Consider the following 15,928-nt stretch of genomic DNA (forward strand, 5'->3'; position numbering starts at 1 on the left):
ATGATTGCCGTAACGGTTACAGCGTCTGGTTCCACAGGAACAACCCGCTGCCGGCCAGCGCCAGCCAGGGACCGAAAGCCAGCGGCTGATCCAGTGACTGAAGCGTGATACGGCGTTGCAGTAAGGTCCAGATCAGCCCGCTGGCAGACGCACACAGCAGCGTCTGCGGCAGAAGCTCCCAGCCTGACCACGCGCCGAGCGCGGCCAGCAGCTTAAAATCCCCGTAGCCCAGCGCCTCTTTGCCGGTCAGCAGGCGAAACAGCCAGTACAGCGCCCACAGCGATAAATAGCCCGCCATGGCGCCGATTACCGCATCCTCAAGCGGGGCAAAGGTCCCGTCGAGATTAAAGAGCAAGCCGGCCCACAGTAGCGGCAGCGTCAGGCGATCCGGCAGAAGCTGCGTCTTCCCGTCGATAATCGCCAGCACCAGCAGCGTGGAGAGCAGGATCAGGCCTCCCAGTAGCGGTAATCCCGGCGTCAGCAGACTACCCGCCAGCACAAAGATCAGCCCGCTGGCCAACTCCGTCAGCGGATAACGGCGAGAAATTGGCAGCTGGCAGCAGCGCGAATGCCCCTTCAACGAGAGATAGCTCAGCAGGGGAATGTTATCCCGCCAGAGAAGGGGACGCCGGCACTGTGGGCAGAAGGAGGCAGGCACGCACAGGTTGAATCGCAGGCTATCTTCTTGCTGCATCATCAGCGGTAAACGGTGAATGACCACGTTAAAAAAACTGCCAAACGTCAGGCCGAAAAGAAACAAAAAACCGCCCCATACCAGGGGAAACTGCAGCGAAAATGTACTCAATAGCGTCATGATGTCTCCTGGGGTTACCATTTTCCCTGCAGCTGCCAGGGAATACGTCCCTGCTCATCCTTGCGCTGATTTTGGCTCATCAGCAGGGCGAGCAGTGCTGGGGTTGACTGGCGGGTCTGAAGCTGGCCGTGAAAGGCGTAGCGTCCGTCGGGGCTCAGGGTACCTTGCCCGCTGAGGCTGAGCTGATGCGAGTCCTGGCTGAGGGTCAGCGCCAGCGCGCCGGTAGGCGTGCAGCGAAATGTGCCGCCCACGCTGACCAGCTCCAGTGAACCCGCCGGGGAGCGTAATTGCGCTTGCTGCCACTGTGCACGCCCTCCGGAGACCTGCTGACAGCCGGCGCGGTTAAAGCGACCTTCTGACAGGTGCAGGGTGATCAGCCCGCTGGCCTCCACCGGCAGCGTCGGCGTCAGCCAGCCGCTGGCGAGGCTGGCCGGCATCGTAAGGGAACCGTTTTGCACTCTGAGCGCCGACAGGGCGTACAGCGAGAGCTGACCGCGTAAACCGTCGGGATCGTGAAAGGTGAGCCGCCAACCTGGCAGGCCGGAAGAGAAGGTCAGCGCCCAACGGAGATGATTGAGGCGCACGCCGCGCCAGCTCAACTGCCGGGCTTCACCTTGCCACAAGGTGCCGGAAAGCCCGCTGACGTTGAGCTCTTCTGGCAGTATGAGGGGCAGAAGACGGGCCGGTGCGCTCACCAGCAGCCAGAGCAGATAGATCCCCGCAAACAGCATGCCGGGCATGATTTTATTGCTCATGCTGACGCTCCAGTATCAGGGTATTGACCGTCACCCAGCCGGGCCGGCTAGGATCGGCGCTGACTGCCAGCGTTGGGGCGAGTATCCCCTGCCTGGCGAGGAGGTCCAGCCAGGTCATTAGCGCCTGAAAGGTACAGGGCTGGAGCGTCACGTTGACCCGTGCGCCCTGCGGCTGTAGCCGGACGATGGTCAGCGCCTGACGCGTGGCCTCCCGCATGACGATGGCGGAGAGCTCTTCCCGGGTTGCTGTGGTCGGAACGTCTGGTTGCTGGCGGGCGAGCTGCTGGAGTCGCGGTGTTTGCTGCTGCATCCAGCGCAGGCTGGCCTGCTCTTTGGCGAGCGTTTGTTGCCACTGCGCTTCCCGGTCGAGCCAGGGCTGCCAGATGGCAGACCAGATCGTTCCCACAAGCAACAGCAGGCCCATGCCGACCAGCAACCTCTGTTCCCGGCGGGTACGCTGTTGCCATAACACTCGAACATCAGCCATCGTGGCCCTCCAGCGTCAGGCGCCCGTCAATGCCATCGGGGCGGGGTTTCATCTCTCCCGTGCGCACGCGAAATCCCGTCTGCGCGCGGGCGGTGAACTGCTCCAGCGCCCGCGCAGAAACGGCGGAAACATCGAGCTGTAGCATGTTGCGGGCGGCGTCCCAGCTCAGCGTTCGCAGTTGGATCCCCGGCGTTTCAGAAACAACATTTTGCAGAGTGCGGATATGGTCAATCAGCGGGGATGCCGTGGTGGAGCTCTCCAGCTGGCGCAGGTGCTGCTGCATCTGCAACCGTGGGTTGATGACGTTTTTATCGTGATTGAACCAGTGGCGATAGAACGCCAGGCTGGCCTCCCGGGCGGCGTCCGCCTGACGGCTGAGGGACAGATGATCGATCACCGTGTTGGTACTCCACAGCAGCGCCAGCGCCACGGCGGCGAACAGGGGCGGACGCCAGCGTTGAGCGGCAGGCTGCCAGCGACGCTGTGGGGTAAAACTGCCCTGACGCAGGCAGATGCTGCGGGCTGCCAGGTTCGCCGCTGCCAGCGCGAGCACATCCTGCGGTGCGAGCACCTGCCAGGGGGCGACGGTCGTGGGGGGCGGAGAGTAGCAGTCGATTGGCGGCAGGGTTTCCCAGCAGGCAAGCAGTGCCGCAAGCCAGCTATCTTCCGCCGCCATGCCGCGGCTGGCATTCTGGCGAATCAACCATTGGCCGTCGGTCCGGACCGCGCTCCAGCGATCGGGGTGGCAAGGCAGGGTTAATACATCCGGCGTTAGTGCCAGCAGCGTTAGCCCAAGATTGTCGCAGCGGGCCAGCCAGTCCGCCATTTTCTGCCGCGCAATCGCCACCACCGAACAGTGCTCTCGCTGGCGATGGATCAAGGCGAAGTGGGTCTCTTCGACGTCGGTGGCCAACTGCTCTTCCAGCAAAAACGGCAACACCTGCAGCGGCGGTTTGCGTAGCCCTGCCGGAAGTGTGACGTCATGAAAGGCGCAGTCGCTGGCCGGTATCAGTACCCAGGCGGGAACGCGTTCCGCCAGACCGGGGAGCGTGGCGTCATCGCCGGAGGCGGACCATTCGCCAGCGCGCTCCTGACGCGGGTCGTCCGGGCAGATCAGTCGCCAGGCGACGGGCGCGTCGGACGCGGCAAGGCGTACAATGAGCATCGCGCGGTGCGCTGTTTTATCGTGATTCATCGGCCATCCTATAGCGTCCATATTGCCGCTGGATAATGCGGAACGTGCGGCCTTCTTTTTGCAGGACGCTACGTTGTTGATACTGGGTGCTGCCCATCGCCACGGTAAAGGCGGCGACAAAGCGCTCGCTGCGAACCGCCAGCCAGGGGCGGGCGGCGGCGGTATCGCTTTGTTGTAAGGCCGGCAGAGCCAGGAAGGCGGCGACGCTGTTCCAGCCGCTCTGTGGGCGATCCCGCAGCAGTTGCTGCGCCTGCTGAAGATTCACGCCGCTGGGAAACAGCGCCATCAGCAGCCGCGCCTGCCCGAGCCTGAGGGTATTGACGTTGATCTGCAGCGCGTCGTCCGGCAGGGCGCACACGTAGGGCAGCAGGCGTTGATACAGCGCCGCGTCCATTCCGTTAAGCAGGCGCAGTTCGCTGACGTCCTGCATCTTCTGGTTGGCGGCAAGATATCCCGGTGTTCCCGCCATATAGACCTCGTCTTCGCCGCCGTTAAGCCGTGGCTCGCGATCGCTGTCGATCCAGTCACCAAGCGCGGCGGTGAGCTGGCGCGCGCGCAGCGGCTCTTCGCCGAGATTCTCCAGCAGGCGGATAAAGGTCGCTGCCGGCCAGGGGGTCTCTTCGCTCTCCTCAGCGCTCTTCTGGTTGATTGCGTTCAGGTTGAAGCAGGCCTGGCCGTCGCGGATCGTGGCGCCGATCTCGCCGCCATCGACTGTGAAACGGCGCCCTTCCTGGGCCCAGTTTTGCCCGAGATGGGTTTGATTGGGAGAGTCCAGCGCGTCGCGTTGTAGCAGGGCGGCCGCCATGGTTTCAGCACCAAGCGCGTACCATTTCGCCTGCAGGTTATCGAGGGTGGTGGCGGTCTGCTGATAGAGTTGCGCTGTTCGCTCGGTGATGGCGCTCGCCAGCACCATCATCAGAGCCAGAATCAGCAGTACCATCAGGAGCGCGACCCCGCGCTGACGGTGATTCATTGGCTGGCTCCTGGGGTTATCAAAAACAGACGAGTGATGTCGCCATAGTCCTCCAGCGTCAGGGTCACTTCGAGCCCCTGGGGCAGGCTTTGGGTGTTGTCCCAGCGCTCTTGCCAGCGGCCGCTGGCGTAAAAGCGCAGGCGGAATGCCTGGACGCCCTCCTGCACCACTTCTACCGTCGGCTGCGCGCCAGTAAGCGGATCCTGTTGGTCATAACTCAGGCGCTCAAGGCGCTGTTGACGCAGGCGATAGCTGACGTTCTGGATCTCTGAGCGCGGTAGCATGCCCAGCGGGTTCGGCCAGCCGTTGCGGCTGAAGCTTAGCGCCCAGTCCTCACTGTTAAGCTGGTAACGTCCGGCAAAAAAGAGGCTGCTGCTCTCGCGGCTTCGACGCGCAATGATTTGGTTGATGTCGGAGGACATCTGGCCGAAGGTGTGCTGTAGCGCCTGCATTTGCTGTGTCTTGTCGCGAGTCAGGGTATCCGCGCGGATAACGTTTTGCAGCACCGCCATTGCCGCCATGCTCAGCGCCGCCAGAATCGCCAGCGCCAGCAGCATTTCCACGAGGGTGAAGCCGTGCAGCTTGCGTTCGATCATGGCTGAGTCACGTAGGTGCGCAGGGAGGCGATCGGCGTTTTATCACGCTTATCGTGACGGACTTCCACATCCAGCGCCCGCAGCTGTGGGAGCTCCGTTTCCACCCCTTTCCAGCGGATATACCAGCTGCTGCCCGCCGCCTGTACCGTGGTTTCTGAGTCACGCAGCGCCGGCCAGTGGTTTTCCAGTTTCAGCTGTACCAGCTGGTTATCCGCAAGCCAGCTGGCGAGGGTTTTCTCTTCCATTCGTCCCAAGTGGCGGGTCTGCTGGAGCGTGGCCTGCATCACGGACAGTCCGGCCAGAGCGAAGACCACCAGCGCTACCATGACTTCGAGGAGCGTCATCCCGGATTGTGATTTCATGGTGTGTCGTCCTGTTGTGCCTGTTGGATGGCGCCGCGGGCATCGACGGCAATTCCCGCTGTGCCGTCGAGCAGGAGCTGGAACGGCGTCACTTCACCGCCGGGATACAGCAGGACATCGGGCTGTTCCCCCGGGGTCCATTGGGCATCATGTGGGAAGACCAGGGTGAGTTTTCCCGACGGGACCTGACCGGCGGTCGCGACGCGGCCGGCTGGCAGCGGCTGCCAGTGATAACCGGACCAGTTGTCGTCCGAGGCATTATCCGGCTGGCGGTCATCCTGCGGTTGCAGCAACATAAACTGCCAGCGGTCGGGGTGAACCGAGATGCCAAAGAACTGCCCGGTCTGTAGCCCGCGCTCGCGGATAACTTGCAGCTGAGTCTGGAAGCGCTCAAGGGTCTGGGTTGCGTCATCGTCGCGCGCCGTCGGAAAGGCCAGCAGCACCATGCTCGCGCTGATGCCCATCAATAGCAAAATGAGCATCATTTCCAGTAACGTGAAGCCGCGCTGTCGCACTATTTTTTCCCGATAGTCCAGTTGCCGATATCGTCATTGGTATCCGGCACGCCATCAGGACCGACGCTAAACACATCGATCTGACCGTGCTGGCCCGGGCTGAGCAGTTGATAGTCGTTGCCCCACGGGTCCTGAGGCAGACGGCGGATGTATCCTCCCTCCGGATAGTTGCGCGCCTGCGGCTCGGCGGTGGGGCGGCTGACCAGCGCCTGCAGCCCCTGTTCGCTGTTGGGGTAGCGGCTGTTATCCAGTTTGTACATATCCAGCGCTCCCTCCAGCGCCACCAGGTCGCTGACTACCTTCTGGCGGTCCGCTTTTTCTTTGTTGCCCATTAAGTTGGGCACCACCAGGCTGGCAAGAATGCCGAGGATGACAATCACCACCATGATTTCGAGTAACGTGAAGCCGCGCTGCCGTTGCATATTTTTCTCCATTAAGACAATTACATACTCATAAGGGTGTTGAGCTGCAGGATCGGTTGCAGGATCGCCAGAACGATGAACAACACCATTCCGGCCATCGCCACTACCAGCAAAGGCTCAAACAGGCTGAGCGCCATCTGTATCTGCGCGTTCAGCTCACGGTCCTGATTGTCGGCGGCACGCGCCAGCATGCCGTCGAGTTCTCCGCTCTGTTCGCCGCTGGCGACCATGTAACGCATCATCGGCGGGAAGAGGGCGGTCATTTCGAGGGCGCGATGCAGGCTGATGCCTTCACGGACCGATTCCGTGGCGGCCTCCAGCTGGCGGCGCGCCCAGGCGTTGCTCAGCACTTCCGCGCTGATACGCATTGCCAGCAGCAGCGGAACGGCGCTGGCATTCAGAATGCTTAAGGTTCGCGCGTAGCGGGCGCTGTTGATGCTGCGCGCCACCCGGCCTATCAGCGGCAGGCGCAGCAGCTGTTTGTGCCACAGCAGGCGACGCGCGGGCTGGCGTAAGAGGTAGTGCAACAGCAGACCGCCGGCGAGCAGGGCCAGCAGCAGCCAGGGGCCGGCGGTGCGGACGATATCGCTGAGAACCATGAGCAATCGGGTGGAGAACGGCAGCGCCTGCTTCAGATGGATGAACTGGTCAACGACTTTGGGCACCACCGTGGAGAGTAAAATGGCGATGACGCTGACGGCGACCAGGGTCAGGACAATGGGGTAGATCATCGCCTGCAGCAGGCGGGCGCGCAGCTGCTGGCGCTGTTCGGTATAGTCCGCCAGACGGTTAAGGACTCCGTCGAGATGGCCGGAGGTTTCGCCTGCGGCCACCATGGCGCAGTACAGCCGATCAAAACATCCCGGATAGCCGCGCATGGCCTCGGCCAGAGAATGGCCTTCCAGGACCTTGCTGCGAACGCCTGCGATCAGGGTTTTAAGGTGCGCTTTTTCACACTGCTGGGCCACGGCATCCAGCGCTTTCTCTAACGGGATGGCCGCTGCCACCAGGGTGGCCAACTGACGAGTCAGCAAGGCCAGATCGCTGGCGCTGGTGCGCCGCGTTAACAGTGAGCGGGCGGTGCCTGGCGAGGCGCGGTCGACGGCGTGGATCTCCAGGGGCAACCAGCCTTTATCGCGCAGCAACTGGCGGGCATGACGGGCGGAATCGGCCTGCTGCACGCCGCGCTGGGTTTTGCCCCGCGCATCGAGCGCCTGATAGCGGTAAATAGCCATCTTAGTCTGCTTCCGTTGTTCGTTGTTCGGTCACCCTGAGCACCTCTTCCCAACTGGTAATACCGGCCAACGCCTTCGCGCGCCCGGCATCCCGTAGCGTGGTGTAGTCTTCGCCCAGTTGCTGGATCAGCGTGACTTCGTTTTCTCCCCGGTGGATCGCCCTGCGTACGCGGTCATCAACCCGCAGCAGTTCGTGGATCCCTGTACGGCCGCGATAGCCGGTGAAACTGCATTCCGCGCAGCCCACCGCCCGCCACAGCGGGGTTCCCGGGGGGATCGCCATCTGGCTGGCGGTCTGAGCATCGGCCGGCTGCGGCTGGCGGCAGTGCGGGCAGAGCTGGCGCACCAGCCGTTGCGACATCACCGCCAGCAGTGAGGTCGAGAGTAAAAACGGCTCCACCCCCATATCCTGCAGACGTGAAATGGCTCCCAGCGCGCTGTTGGTATGGAGGGTGGAAAGCACCAGGTGCCCGGTCAGCGAGGCCTGGACGGCAATTTGTGCCGTCTCGCCATCGCGGATTTCACCGACCAGCACCACGTCAGGATCCTGACGTAAGATCGCCCGCAGACCGCGGGCAAAGGTCATTTCCACTTTGGCATTCACTTGAGTCTGGGCAATGCCTTCCAGTTCATATTCAACCGGGTCTTCAATGGTCATAATATTGCGCTCACGGGCATCAAGCCGGCTGAGGGCGGCGTACAGGGTGGTGCTCTTGCCTGAGCCGGTCGGGCCGGTGACCAGAATAATGCCGTGCGGACGGGCCATCAGATCGTCGACCTGCTGTAGCAGCGCCGGCGGCATCCCGAGGGTCAGCAGATCGAGGTTGACGCTGTTTTTGTCCAGCAGACGCAATACCACACGTTCGCCGTAGCTGGAGGGCAGCGTTGAGACGCGAACATCGATCGCCCGTCCGCCGATGCGTAGCGCCATCCGTCCATCCTGGGGAATGCGCTTTTCCGCGATATCGAGGCTGGCCATGACCTTTATGCGTGAGATCAGCAGCGCGGCGAGGCGACGCTGTGGACGCAGGATCTCACGCAGCACGCCATCTACGCGAAAGCGAATTTGCAGGTGGCGTTCGTAGGTTTCGATATGAATATCTGAGGCTTTTTCTTTGATGGCCTCGGTCAGCATGGCGTTAATCAGGCGGATGATTGGCGCATCGTCGTCGCTGTCCAGCAGGTCATCGGTATCCGGCAACTCTTCTGCCAGGGTGTAGAGATCCAGCTCATTGCCGATGTCGGCCATCATGCGCCGGGCTTCCGCCGAGTCACGCTGGTAGCTGAGCACCAGCAGCTTTTCAAACGCTTCGCCGGTGAGGTGCTCGACGGCAATCGGGCCGTCGGCCACCCGCCGGGCCTCCTGCAATGCCTGCGCGGACGTGCTGCTCAGGCAGTGGACCAGGCACGAGACGCCATCGTTAAGCAGCACGATATTGTGGCTGCGGGCATAGGCAAAAGGCAGCAACGGGCGAGGTTCGGTCACCGGCATCATGGGGTGCCTCCCAGGTTGAAGGCATCGATGGCGGCGCTGATCTGGCGAAATGCCACGGTGTCCTGGCGGGGGTAAATCTGTAGCTTCTCTTCGTTCAGCAACGCCTCGTTGTTCTCTTTGCCACGTTGTTTGGTCTGGGCTTCGTTAAAGGCCTCGTACTGGCCGGACGAGGCCCGACGGTAGCTATCCCGATCGCGAATGATCGTCGGGCGGATAAACAACATCAGGTTACGTTTGGAGACTTTCTTGTTGCTGGAGCGGAACAGGGCACCAATCACCGGAATATCGCCGAGCAGAGGCACCTTATCGGCGGTGTCGGTGACGCTTTTATCCAGCAGCCCGCCGACGACCACGGTTTCGCCGCTGCCCACCAGCACCGCATTGTTGACCGTGCGGGTATTGAAGGTGGCCCCCAAATCTGAGCTGGTGCTGGAGGCGGAGTCGGCGACGCTGGACACTTCTTGTTCGATTTCCAGCAGCACCGAGTCGCCTTCGTTGATCTGCGGTTTAACCTTCAGCTTAATGCCGACGGTTTTACGTTCCACGGTGTTGAAGATGTTATCCCCGGAGGTGGTTTGCGAGCCACTGAGTACCGGCACTTCCTGGCCGACGTTAAAGGTTGCTTCCATGTTGTCGAGGGTGACGATGCTGGGGGTGGCGAGGATATCGTTTTTGGTGCTGCTGGAGAGCGCGGTCAGCAGCATGGCCCAGTTTCCCTGATAGAACCCGGCGGCGATGCCGTTAAACGAGCTTAAGGCGCTGGACAGCGAGCTGGTGAGGGTGCCGTCCTGGTTGTATTGGTTGGCCCCGGCGACCACCGTCGAGATGGGCAGGCCGCTGTTAGTGAACTGGGTCATGCCGGCATTTTTATTGCCCCACTGGACACCCAGATTGAGGCCGTCGGCGTCCTGAACTTCGGCAATAATCGCCTCAACCAGCACCTGCGGGCGGCGAATATCCAACTGGGCGATGACCCGTTCAAGGTCGTTCATGACGTCAGGTGCGGCGGTGACAATCAGGGCGTTGGTCTGGCTATGGGCCTTGATAATGATATTTTTATCGAGCGCCGCCACCGGTTTGGCGCTCTGTTTTTCGCTTTGCATCGTGCTGCTGATCCCGGTTAACACCTCCACCAGATCGGCTGCTTTGGCGTACTTCAGATAGATAACTTTGGTGTTTCCCTGCACCGCCTGCTGGCGGTCGAGTTGCTTAATCATGGTGATAATGCGCTGACGAGAGTTCGGCTCGCCGCTGACCAGCACGGCGTTGGTCCGTTCGTCGGCGACCACGTTTGCCACCATCGAGCCGGGAAGGGCAGATTTGCTGGTGTCTTTGTTCAACTCGTTGACCAGTTTGACCACGTCGGCCGCCGAGGCCCATGACAGCGGAACCGTTACCACACTGCGATCGCCGGCATTATCAACGCGTTCTACGATGGTTAACAGACGCTTGATCACCGCGGCCCGTCCGGTCATCAGCAGGACGTTTGACGGTTCGTAGTGGACCACGCTACCGGCACCAGCATTATCGTTGAGCTGGCGCAATAGTGGCGCCAGATCGCGGGCGGCGACGTTGGTCAACGGCACGACCCGGGTCACGACCTCATCCCCTTCACCTGGAGCGGCATCGCTGGCTACCGGAACTGCCGCGGTTTTGGCATCTTTTGAGCGGACCACTTTCAGCACGCCGTTATTCATATTGATGACGGCGAAACCATAGACATCCAGTACGCTAAGGAAAAACTGATAATATTGCTCTTCATTGAGCATATCGTAGCTGCGGACGGTAATTGTCCCGCGTACGCTGGGGTCAATGATCACCGTTTTATTCAGATTTTTACTCACCGTATTAATAAATTCCTGAATATCCGTTCCTTTAAAACTGGCGGAGAATTCTTCAGCCCCGGCAGGTCTGAATAACAGCGAACTGAATATCATCAGGGTGATGAGCATCAGGCGGAAAATCGTTGCATTTGCCAATTATTCATCCCTCAAAGCTAAATAGATATCTTGTCGCTGGCCTTCGCGTTCGACGGTAAGCGTTATTTCGTTAAGCTCCGGAAGCTGTTTTAATGCCTGCTGAGCCTGTTGTTTGTCACGGAGATCAAGACCATTTAAGGCCACCGCTAGATCGTTTTCATGCAAACCTGACTCACGGAAAAGAGTGGGGTCTTTACCTGGGTTGAGCCGATATCCGCTGAGTTGCTCATTGACCATGACTGGGGAAATGTTGAGGTAATTAAGTATATTCTGTGGCTGCTGGCGAATCTGGCTGAGGCGTGGTGTCTGCGGAGATACGGAGGACGTCGCCGCTTTTTCCGTCGCGTCGTCATTCAGCAAAATGGCTTCATTGCGCCCGCGGTAGTTCACGATAATGCGGTCGGCCAGAATCGCGATAATACGGGCTTCATTACCCGGTGTGCTGTCGCCGGTCATCAGGCTAACCTGTTGATTCCCTTTTGCGATGATCGCAATCGATCGCGATGCATCGCTGCTGGTGAGCAGGCCGGTTATCCGCAGCTTAAGCGCAGAGAGCGGGGCCTGTTCAAGGCTACCACCATGGGAAGATGACGGCGCTTTTTGCTCTGCGCGGCCAAACAGCGTCAGGCGCGGTAATTCCGTTGTGGTTGTCGGGAGAATAGCTGAAGGTACGGGGGTATCGTTAATCTCAATATCTGGAGCGGTCACCGGGACGATCGCCCACCAGCTTAATTTAGCCAGTTTTTGGGCGGTCAATAATAAAATGATGAGCATGACTATTGACGAGGCTTGAGGAATATTTTTTTATTTATTATTGTTAACCGCATCACAGAAATATATCTTTTATTTTGTCGCTCATTTTATTTCCCTCGAGGCAGTACGGTCTCCCTACCTGTATTGGTGGGTGATTTTTTTATATTGCGAGCTGGTATTTCGAGAAACCGAACGGGTCGTCGCGAATCATAATGAGTTTCACGATTCGGGTCGTCATTCCCTTTTTGTTTTTACTCCCCCGGCCGCCTACGCCCCCCATTAATTGTTAATGGATGATTGAACCGGAGAAAACAAAAATATCTAATTGCGACGCTTCACAGATAAACATCTTTTCTTACCTTTCATAAATTATTAAGCATATTAGGGACTATCGAATGCTCAGATATACCTGTAATGCCCTATTCCTTGGCTCGTTGATTTTACTTAGCGGCTGCGATAATAGTTCTTCATCTTCTTCCTCTGGCTCACCTGATAACCCTGGCAATCCTGATAATCAGGATGTCGTTGTCCGTTTACCCGATGTGGCGGTGCCTGGCGAAGCCGCCACGGCGACGGCGAACCAGGCCGTCATCCACCTGGTCGATATCGCGGGTATCACCGGAACGGGCACGGTGGATTACAGCAGTAAGAACCTTTATCTCTGGAATAATGACACCTGCGATGCACTAAGCTCGCCTGTCGCCGACTGGAATGATGTCAGCACCACGCCGGCCGGTAGCGATAAATACGGCCCGTACTGGGTTATTCCGCTGAATAAAGAGAGCGGTTGCATCAACGTCATCGTCCGGGATGGTACTAACAAACTGATCGACAGCGATCTGCAGGTCTCGTTTGGTGACTTTACCGATCGTACCGTATCGGTCATTGCCGGTAGCGGCACGCTCTATGACTCCCGCGCCGAGGCGTTTCGCGCGGCCTTTGGTGTAGCGCTTGCTGAGGCCCACTGGGTCGATAAAACGACGCTGCTGTGGCCGGCGGGTGAAGATAAACCCATCGTGCGTTTGTACTACAGCCACAGCAGTAAAGTGGCGGCCAATAGCGAAGGGAAATTTACCGACAGCTACCTGAAGCTGACGCCAACGACTATCAGCCAGCAGGTCAGTATGCGCTTCCCGCAGCTTTCCAGCTATGCGGCGTTTAAACTGCCGGATGACGCTAAAACCGACGAGCTGCTTCAAGGCGAAACCGTGGCGATTGCTGCGGAGGAAGACGGGGTACTAATTTCCGCCACTCAGGTACAAACGGCTGGCGTGCTGGATGATACTTATGCGTCGGCGGCTGAAGCGCTGAGTTACGGTGCGCAGGTTGAGAATGGCGGGGTCAATTTCCGCCTGTGGGCGCCGACCGCGCAGCAGGTCGATCTGGTTATCTACAGTGCCGACAAAAAAGTGCTGGCCAGCCATCCGATGACCCGCGACAGCGCCTCCGGCTCCTGGGCGTGGCAGGGCGGCAGCGACCTGAAAGGGGCGTTCTACCGCTATGCGCTAACGGTCTACCATCCGCAGTCGCGGCAGGTTGAGCAGTATGAAGTCACCGACCCGTACTCCCATAGCCTGTCGACTAACTCGGAATACAGCCAGGTCGTTGACCTTAACGACAGCGATCTCAAGCCGGAAGGCTGGGATAGCCTGGCGATGCCTCATGCCCAGAAAACCAAGGCCGACCTCGCCAAAATGACGATTCATGAATCGCATATTCGCGATCTGTCTGCCTGGGATCAGACCGTGCCGGCCGAGCTGCGTGGTAAGTATCTCGCGCTCACCGCGCAGGACAGCAATATGGTGCAGCATCTGAAAAAGCTCTCCAGCGCAGGTGTCACTCACGTGGAGCTGCTGCCGGTCTTCGATCTGGCGACGGTTAACGAGTTCAGCGATAAAGTCGCCGATATTCAGCAACCGTTCAGCCATCTGTGCGAGGTCAACAGCGCGGTCAAGAGCAGCGAATTTGCCGGTTATTGCTCAAGCGGCTCCACCGTTGAAGAGGTGCTCAACCAGCTGAAGCAGAACGATAGCCAGGACAATCCGCAGGTGCAGGCCCTGAACACGCTGGTGGCGCAGACGGACTCCTATAACTGGGGTTACGATCCGTTCCACTACACGGTGCCGGAAGGTTCGTATGCGACCAACCCGGAAGGGACGACCCGCATTAAAGAGTTCCGCACCATGATTCAGGCGATCAAGCAGGATCTGGGGATGAACGTCATTATGGACGTCGTGTATAACCATACCAATGCCGCGGGACCAACTGACCGCACATCGGTACTGGATAAAATCGTCCCCTGGTACTATCAGCGTCTGAACGAAACCACCGGTAGCGTTGAGTCGGCGACCTGCTGCTCGGATTCTGCGCCGGAGCACCGCATGTTTGCCAAGCTGATCGCTGACTCTCTGGCGGTATGGACCACCGACTATAAGATCGATGCCTTCCGTTTCGACTTAATGGGCTACCACCCGAAAGCGCAGATTCTGTCGGCGTGGGAGCGCGTGAAAGCGTTAAATCCGGACATCTACTTCTTCGGTGAAGGCTGGGATTCAAGCCAGGGCGACCGCTTTGATATTGCCTCGCAAATCAACCTGAAAGGCACCGGCATCGGCACCTTCTCCGATCGTCTGCGTGACGCAGTGCGCGGCGGTGGCCCGTTTGACTCAGGTGATGCGCTGCGCCAGAACCAGGGCGTCGGCAGCGGCGCCGGGATTCTGCCTAACGAGCTGACCCAGCAGAGTGACGACGATGCGCGCCACCTGGCCGATCTGACCCGTCTCGGCATGGCCGGCAACCTCGCCGACTTTATCCTGATCGATAAAGACGGTGCGGTGAAAAAAGGCAGCGAGATTGACTACAACGGCGCGCCTGGCGGCTATGCGGCTGACCCGACGGAAGTGGTTAACTATGTCTCCAAGCACGATAACCAAACCCTGTGGGATATGATCACCTACAAAGCCGCGCAGCAGGCCGATCTGAATACCCGGGTGCGGATGCAGGCGGTATCGCTGGCGACGGTGATGCTGGGCCAGGGGATTGCTTTCGATCAGCAAGGTTCGGAACTGCTGCGCTCGAAATCCTTCACCCGCGATTCCTATGACTCCGGCGATTGGTTTAACCGCGTGGATTACGCGATGCAGGACAATAACTTTAACGTCGGGATGCCGCGCCGTAGCGACGATGGTGATAACTACGATCTGATCTCCCGCGTGAAAGAGATGGTCACCACGCCGGGCGAGGCGGAACTGCAGCAGATGACCGCTTTCTATCAGGAACTGACTCAACTGCGTAAATCCTCCCCGCTGTTTACCTTAGGTGACGGAAGCGCGGTCATGAAGCGCGTTGACTTCCGCAACACCGGACCTGAACAGCTGGCCGGTCTGCTGATCATGACAATCGACGATGGCGTGCAGGCTGGCGCGAGCCTTGATAGCCGGGTTGATGGCCTGGTGGTGGCGATTAACGCTGCGCCTGAAAGCCGGACTCTCGATGACTTTGCCGGTGAGAATCTGCAGTTAAGCCAAATCCAGCAGACGGCCGGTGATAATTCGCTGGCAAACGGCGTGGAGATTGCCGCCAATGGCGCGATTACGCTGCCAGCCTGGTCCGTGGTGGTTCTGGAAAAACCGCAGGGCGATGCCCAGGGAACTGGCCTGCCGGTGAGCAGTAAGTAACACAGTAACCCAGGGCGGGTTGCAACGCTTTGCAAACTGCGCCAGATAGCCCGGCGATCGTTGCCGGGCTATCGTTTTAGCGATTAAGGAGAGCCTGTGGTCGTGCCTGATGAGAAAACCTGCCGTGTGCCTGCGTTACTGGCGCCTGAGGCGGCGGAAACGCCGCTGGTGGTCGGGCGTATGGTGCAGGTGCCGTACCTGACCGTGCCGGTCTATGCGGCGCTGCTGATTGCCCTCGGCTGGTTTGCGGGCGAGCAGTGGCGCAATACCGCCGTGGCGCCAGCATTGATGGTTCCGGTGGCACATGCAGCGCTGGTGCCGATGACACATACTGTGCCAAAAGCGCACCAGCCGGAACCGGCTCCGTCACCTGAGAAAACGCCACCACAACCGCAGACGGAGCGCATCGTTGAGGATGATAATTTGCCGGCACTACGCTACAGCGCACATGTCTACGCCTCATCAGCGGAGAAACGCAGTATCGTGTTAAATGGTCAATCCTGGAAAGAAGGGGAGTCGCCGCTGCCAAATCTGGTGATTGAACAGATTCAGCAGGATGTCACTCTGTTCAGTTTTAACGGCAAAACGTTCACGCTGGCGGCGCTGGACGACTGGCCGGGAGGCATTATAGAAGATAGCCCGCAAGGGGAATAAATCGGCGTGAAATAAA

General features: G+C 59.4%; 15 protein-coding genes. 2 read left to right on the plus strand and 13 right to left on the minus strand.

Translation table 11 applies throughout. The features are described from left to right. Positions 1-16: 16 nt before the first annotated feature. From ACMYSO_RS18245 to gspC, 13 genes are read right to left on the minus strand one after another with little or no spacing between them, the layout of a single operon-like run. A complete protein-coding gene (locus ACMYSO_RS18245) occupies positions 17-814 on the minus strand; it encodes a prepilin peptidase (protein ID WP_434666554.1) in 798 nt (265 codons plus the stop codon). 14 nt (positions 815-828) lie between these two features. Then, positions 829-1,569: a type II secretion system protein N gene (locus tag ACMYSO_RS18250; protein WP_434666557.1), complete on the minus strand. Its 741-nt coding sequence runs from the start codon at positions 1,567-1,569 to the stop codon at positions 829-831. After that, complete coding sequence (gene gspM, locus ACMYSO_RS18255; RefSeq protein WP_434666559.1) at positions 1,559-2,056, minus strand: type II secretion system protein GspM; 498 nt, start codon at positions 2,054-2,056, stop codon at positions 1,559-1,561. Before gspM ends, ACMYSO_RS18250 begins: the two co-directional genes overlap by 11 nt. Further along, positions 2,049-3,251 (minus strand): type II secretion system protein GspL, encoded by a 1,203-nt coding sequence (gene gspL / locus ACMYSO_RS18260; protein ID WP_434666562.1) that lies wholly within the window; start codon positions 3,249-3,251, stop codon positions 2,049-2,051. Before gspL ends, gspM begins: the two co-directional genes overlap by 8 nt. Further along, a complete protein-coding gene (gspK, locus tag ACMYSO_RS18265) occupies positions 3,238-4,224 on the minus strand; it encodes a type II secretion system minor pseudopilin GspK (protein ID WP_434666563.1) in 987 nt (328 codons plus the stop codon). The genes gspL and gspK overlap by 14 nt, the downstream gene beginning before the upstream one ends. Continuing rightward, positions 4,221-4,820 carry a type II secretion system minor pseudopilin GspJ gene (gene gspJ / locus ACMYSO_RS18270; protein WP_434666565.1) on the minus strand — a complete coding sequence of 200 codons (600 nt, stop codon included), beginning with the start codon at positions 4,818-4,820 and terminating at the stop codon, positions 4,221-4,223. Before gspJ ends, gspK begins: the two co-directional genes overlap by 4 nt. After that, entirely contained in the window at positions 4,817-5,182 is a 366-nt protein-coding gene (gene gspI / locus ACMYSO_RS18275; RefSeq protein WP_434666567.1) for a type II secretion system minor pseudopilin GspI, read from the minus strand. The genes gspJ and gspI overlap by 4 nt, the downstream gene beginning before the upstream one ends. Next, entirely contained in the window at positions 5,179-5,697 is a 519-nt protein-coding gene (gspH, locus tag ACMYSO_RS18280) for a type II secretion system minor pseudopilin GspH (RefSeq protein ID WP_434666568.1), read from the minus strand. The genes gspI and gspH overlap by 4 nt, the downstream gene beginning before the upstream one ends. Then, on the minus strand, positions 5,697-6,119 hold the full coding sequence (gene gspG / locus ACMYSO_RS18285; RefSeq protein ID WP_123757434.1) for a type II secretion system major pseudopilin GspG: 423 nt from the start codon (positions 6,117-6,119) through the stop codon (positions 5,697-5,699). The genes gspH and gspG overlap by 1 nt, the downstream gene beginning before the upstream one ends. A gap of 20 nt (positions 6,120-6,139) precedes the next feature. Then, entirely contained in the window at positions 6,140-7,354 is a 1,215-nt protein-coding gene (gene gspF / locus ACMYSO_RS18290) for a type II secretion system inner membrane protein GspF (protein WP_434666569.1), read from the minus strand. Between the two features lies 1 nt (position 7,355). Then, a complete protein-coding gene (gspE, locus tag ACMYSO_RS18295; RefSeq protein WP_434666571.1) occupies positions 7,356-8,849 on the minus strand; it encodes a type II secretion system ATPase GspE in 1,494 nt (497 codons plus the stop codon). Beyond that, positions 8,846-10,801 (minus strand): GspD family T2SS secretin variant PulD, encoded by a 1,956-nt coding sequence (pulD, locus tag ACMYSO_RS18300; RefSeq protein ID WP_434670834.1) that lies wholly within the window; start codon positions 10,799-10,801, stop codon positions 8,846-8,848. Before pulD ends, gspE begins: the two co-directional genes overlap by 4 nt. A gap of 27 nt (positions 10,802-10,828) precedes the next feature. Further along, a complete protein-coding gene (gspC, locus tag ACMYSO_RS18305) occupies positions 10,829-11,602 on the minus strand; it encodes a type II secretion system protein GspC (protein WP_434666574.1) in 774 nt (257 codons plus the stop codon). 374 nt (positions 11,603-11,976) lie between these two features. Here gspC and pulA point away from each other — a divergent pair, with 374 nt between their 5' ends. Beyond that, a complete protein-coding gene (pulA, locus tag ACMYSO_RS18310) occupies positions 11,977-15,258 on the plus strand; it encodes a pullulanase-type alpha-1,6-glucosidase (RefSeq protein ID WP_434666576.1) in 3,282 nt (1,093 codons plus the stop codon). A gap of 96 nt (positions 15,259-15,354) precedes the next feature. Beyond that, on the plus strand, positions 15,355-15,912 hold the full coding sequence (gene gspB, locus ACMYSO_RS18315; protein WP_434666578.1) for a type II secretion system assembly factor GspB: 558 nt from the start codon (positions 15,355-15,357) through the stop codon (positions 15,910-15,912). Positions 15,913-15,928: the final 16 nt, after the last annotated feature.

The organism is Klebsiella sp. B345 (genome assembly GCF_051131735.1).
In the GTDB taxonomy this organism is placed as follows: domain Bacteria; phylum Pseudomonadota; class Gammaproteobacteria; order Enterobacterales; family Enterobacteriaceae; genus Klebsiella.

What these genes read in the sequence shown, in the direction of transcription:
- gspJ (WP_434666565.1), bottom strand. Translation starts at nt 4,820, where the DNA reads ATGATCGAACGCAAGCTGCACGGCTTCACCCTCGTGGAAATGCTGCTG.
- gspE (WP_434666571.1), bottom strand. Translation starts at nt 8,849, where the DNA reads ATGATGCCGGTGACCGAACCTCGCCCGTTGCTGCCTTTTGCCTATGCC.
- pulA (WP_434666576.1), top strand. Translation starts at nt 11,977, where the DNA reads ATGCTCAGATATACCTGTAATGCCCTATTCCTTGGCTCGTTGATTTTA.
- ACMYSO_RS18245 (WP_434666554.1), bottom strand. Translation starts at nt 814, where the DNA reads ATGACGCTATTGAGTACATTTTCGCTGCAGTTTCCCCTGGTATGGGGC.
- gspF (WP_434666569.1), bottom strand. Translation starts at nt 7,354, where the DNA reads ATGGCTATTTACCGCTATCAGGCGCTCGATGCGCGGGGCAAAACCCAG.
- gspL (WP_434666562.1), bottom strand. Translation starts at nt 3,251, where the DNA reads ATGAATCACGATAAAACAGCGCACCGCGCGATGCTCATTGTACGCCTT.
- gspG (WP_123757434.1), bottom strand. Translation starts at nt 6,119, where the DNA reads ATGCAACGGCAGCGCGGCTTCACGTTACTCGAAATCATGGTGGTGATT.
- gspC (WP_434666574.1), bottom strand. Translation starts at nt 11,602, where the DNA reads ATGCTCATCATTTTATTATTGACCGCCCAAAAACTGGCTAAATTAAGC.
- gspK (WP_434666563.1), bottom strand. Translation starts at nt 4,224, where the DNA reads ATGAATCACCGTCAGCGCGGGGTCGCGCTCCTGATGGTACTGCTGATT.
- gspI (WP_434666567.1), bottom strand. Translation starts at nt 5,182, where the DNA reads ATGAAATCACAATCCGGGATGACGCTCCTCGAAGTCATGGTAGCGCTG.
- ACMYSO_RS18250 (WP_434666557.1), bottom strand. Translation starts at nt 1,569, where the DNA reads ATGAGCAATAAAATCATGCCCGGCATGCTGTTTGCGGGGATCTATCTG.
- pulD (WP_434670834.1), bottom strand. Translation starts at nt 10,801, where the DNA reads ATGCTCATCACCCTGATGATATTCAGTTCGCTGTTATTCAGACCTGCC.
- gspM (WP_434666559.1), bottom strand. Translation starts at nt 2,056, where the DNA reads ATGGCTGATGTTCGAGTGTTATGGCAACAGCGTACCCGCCGGGAACAG.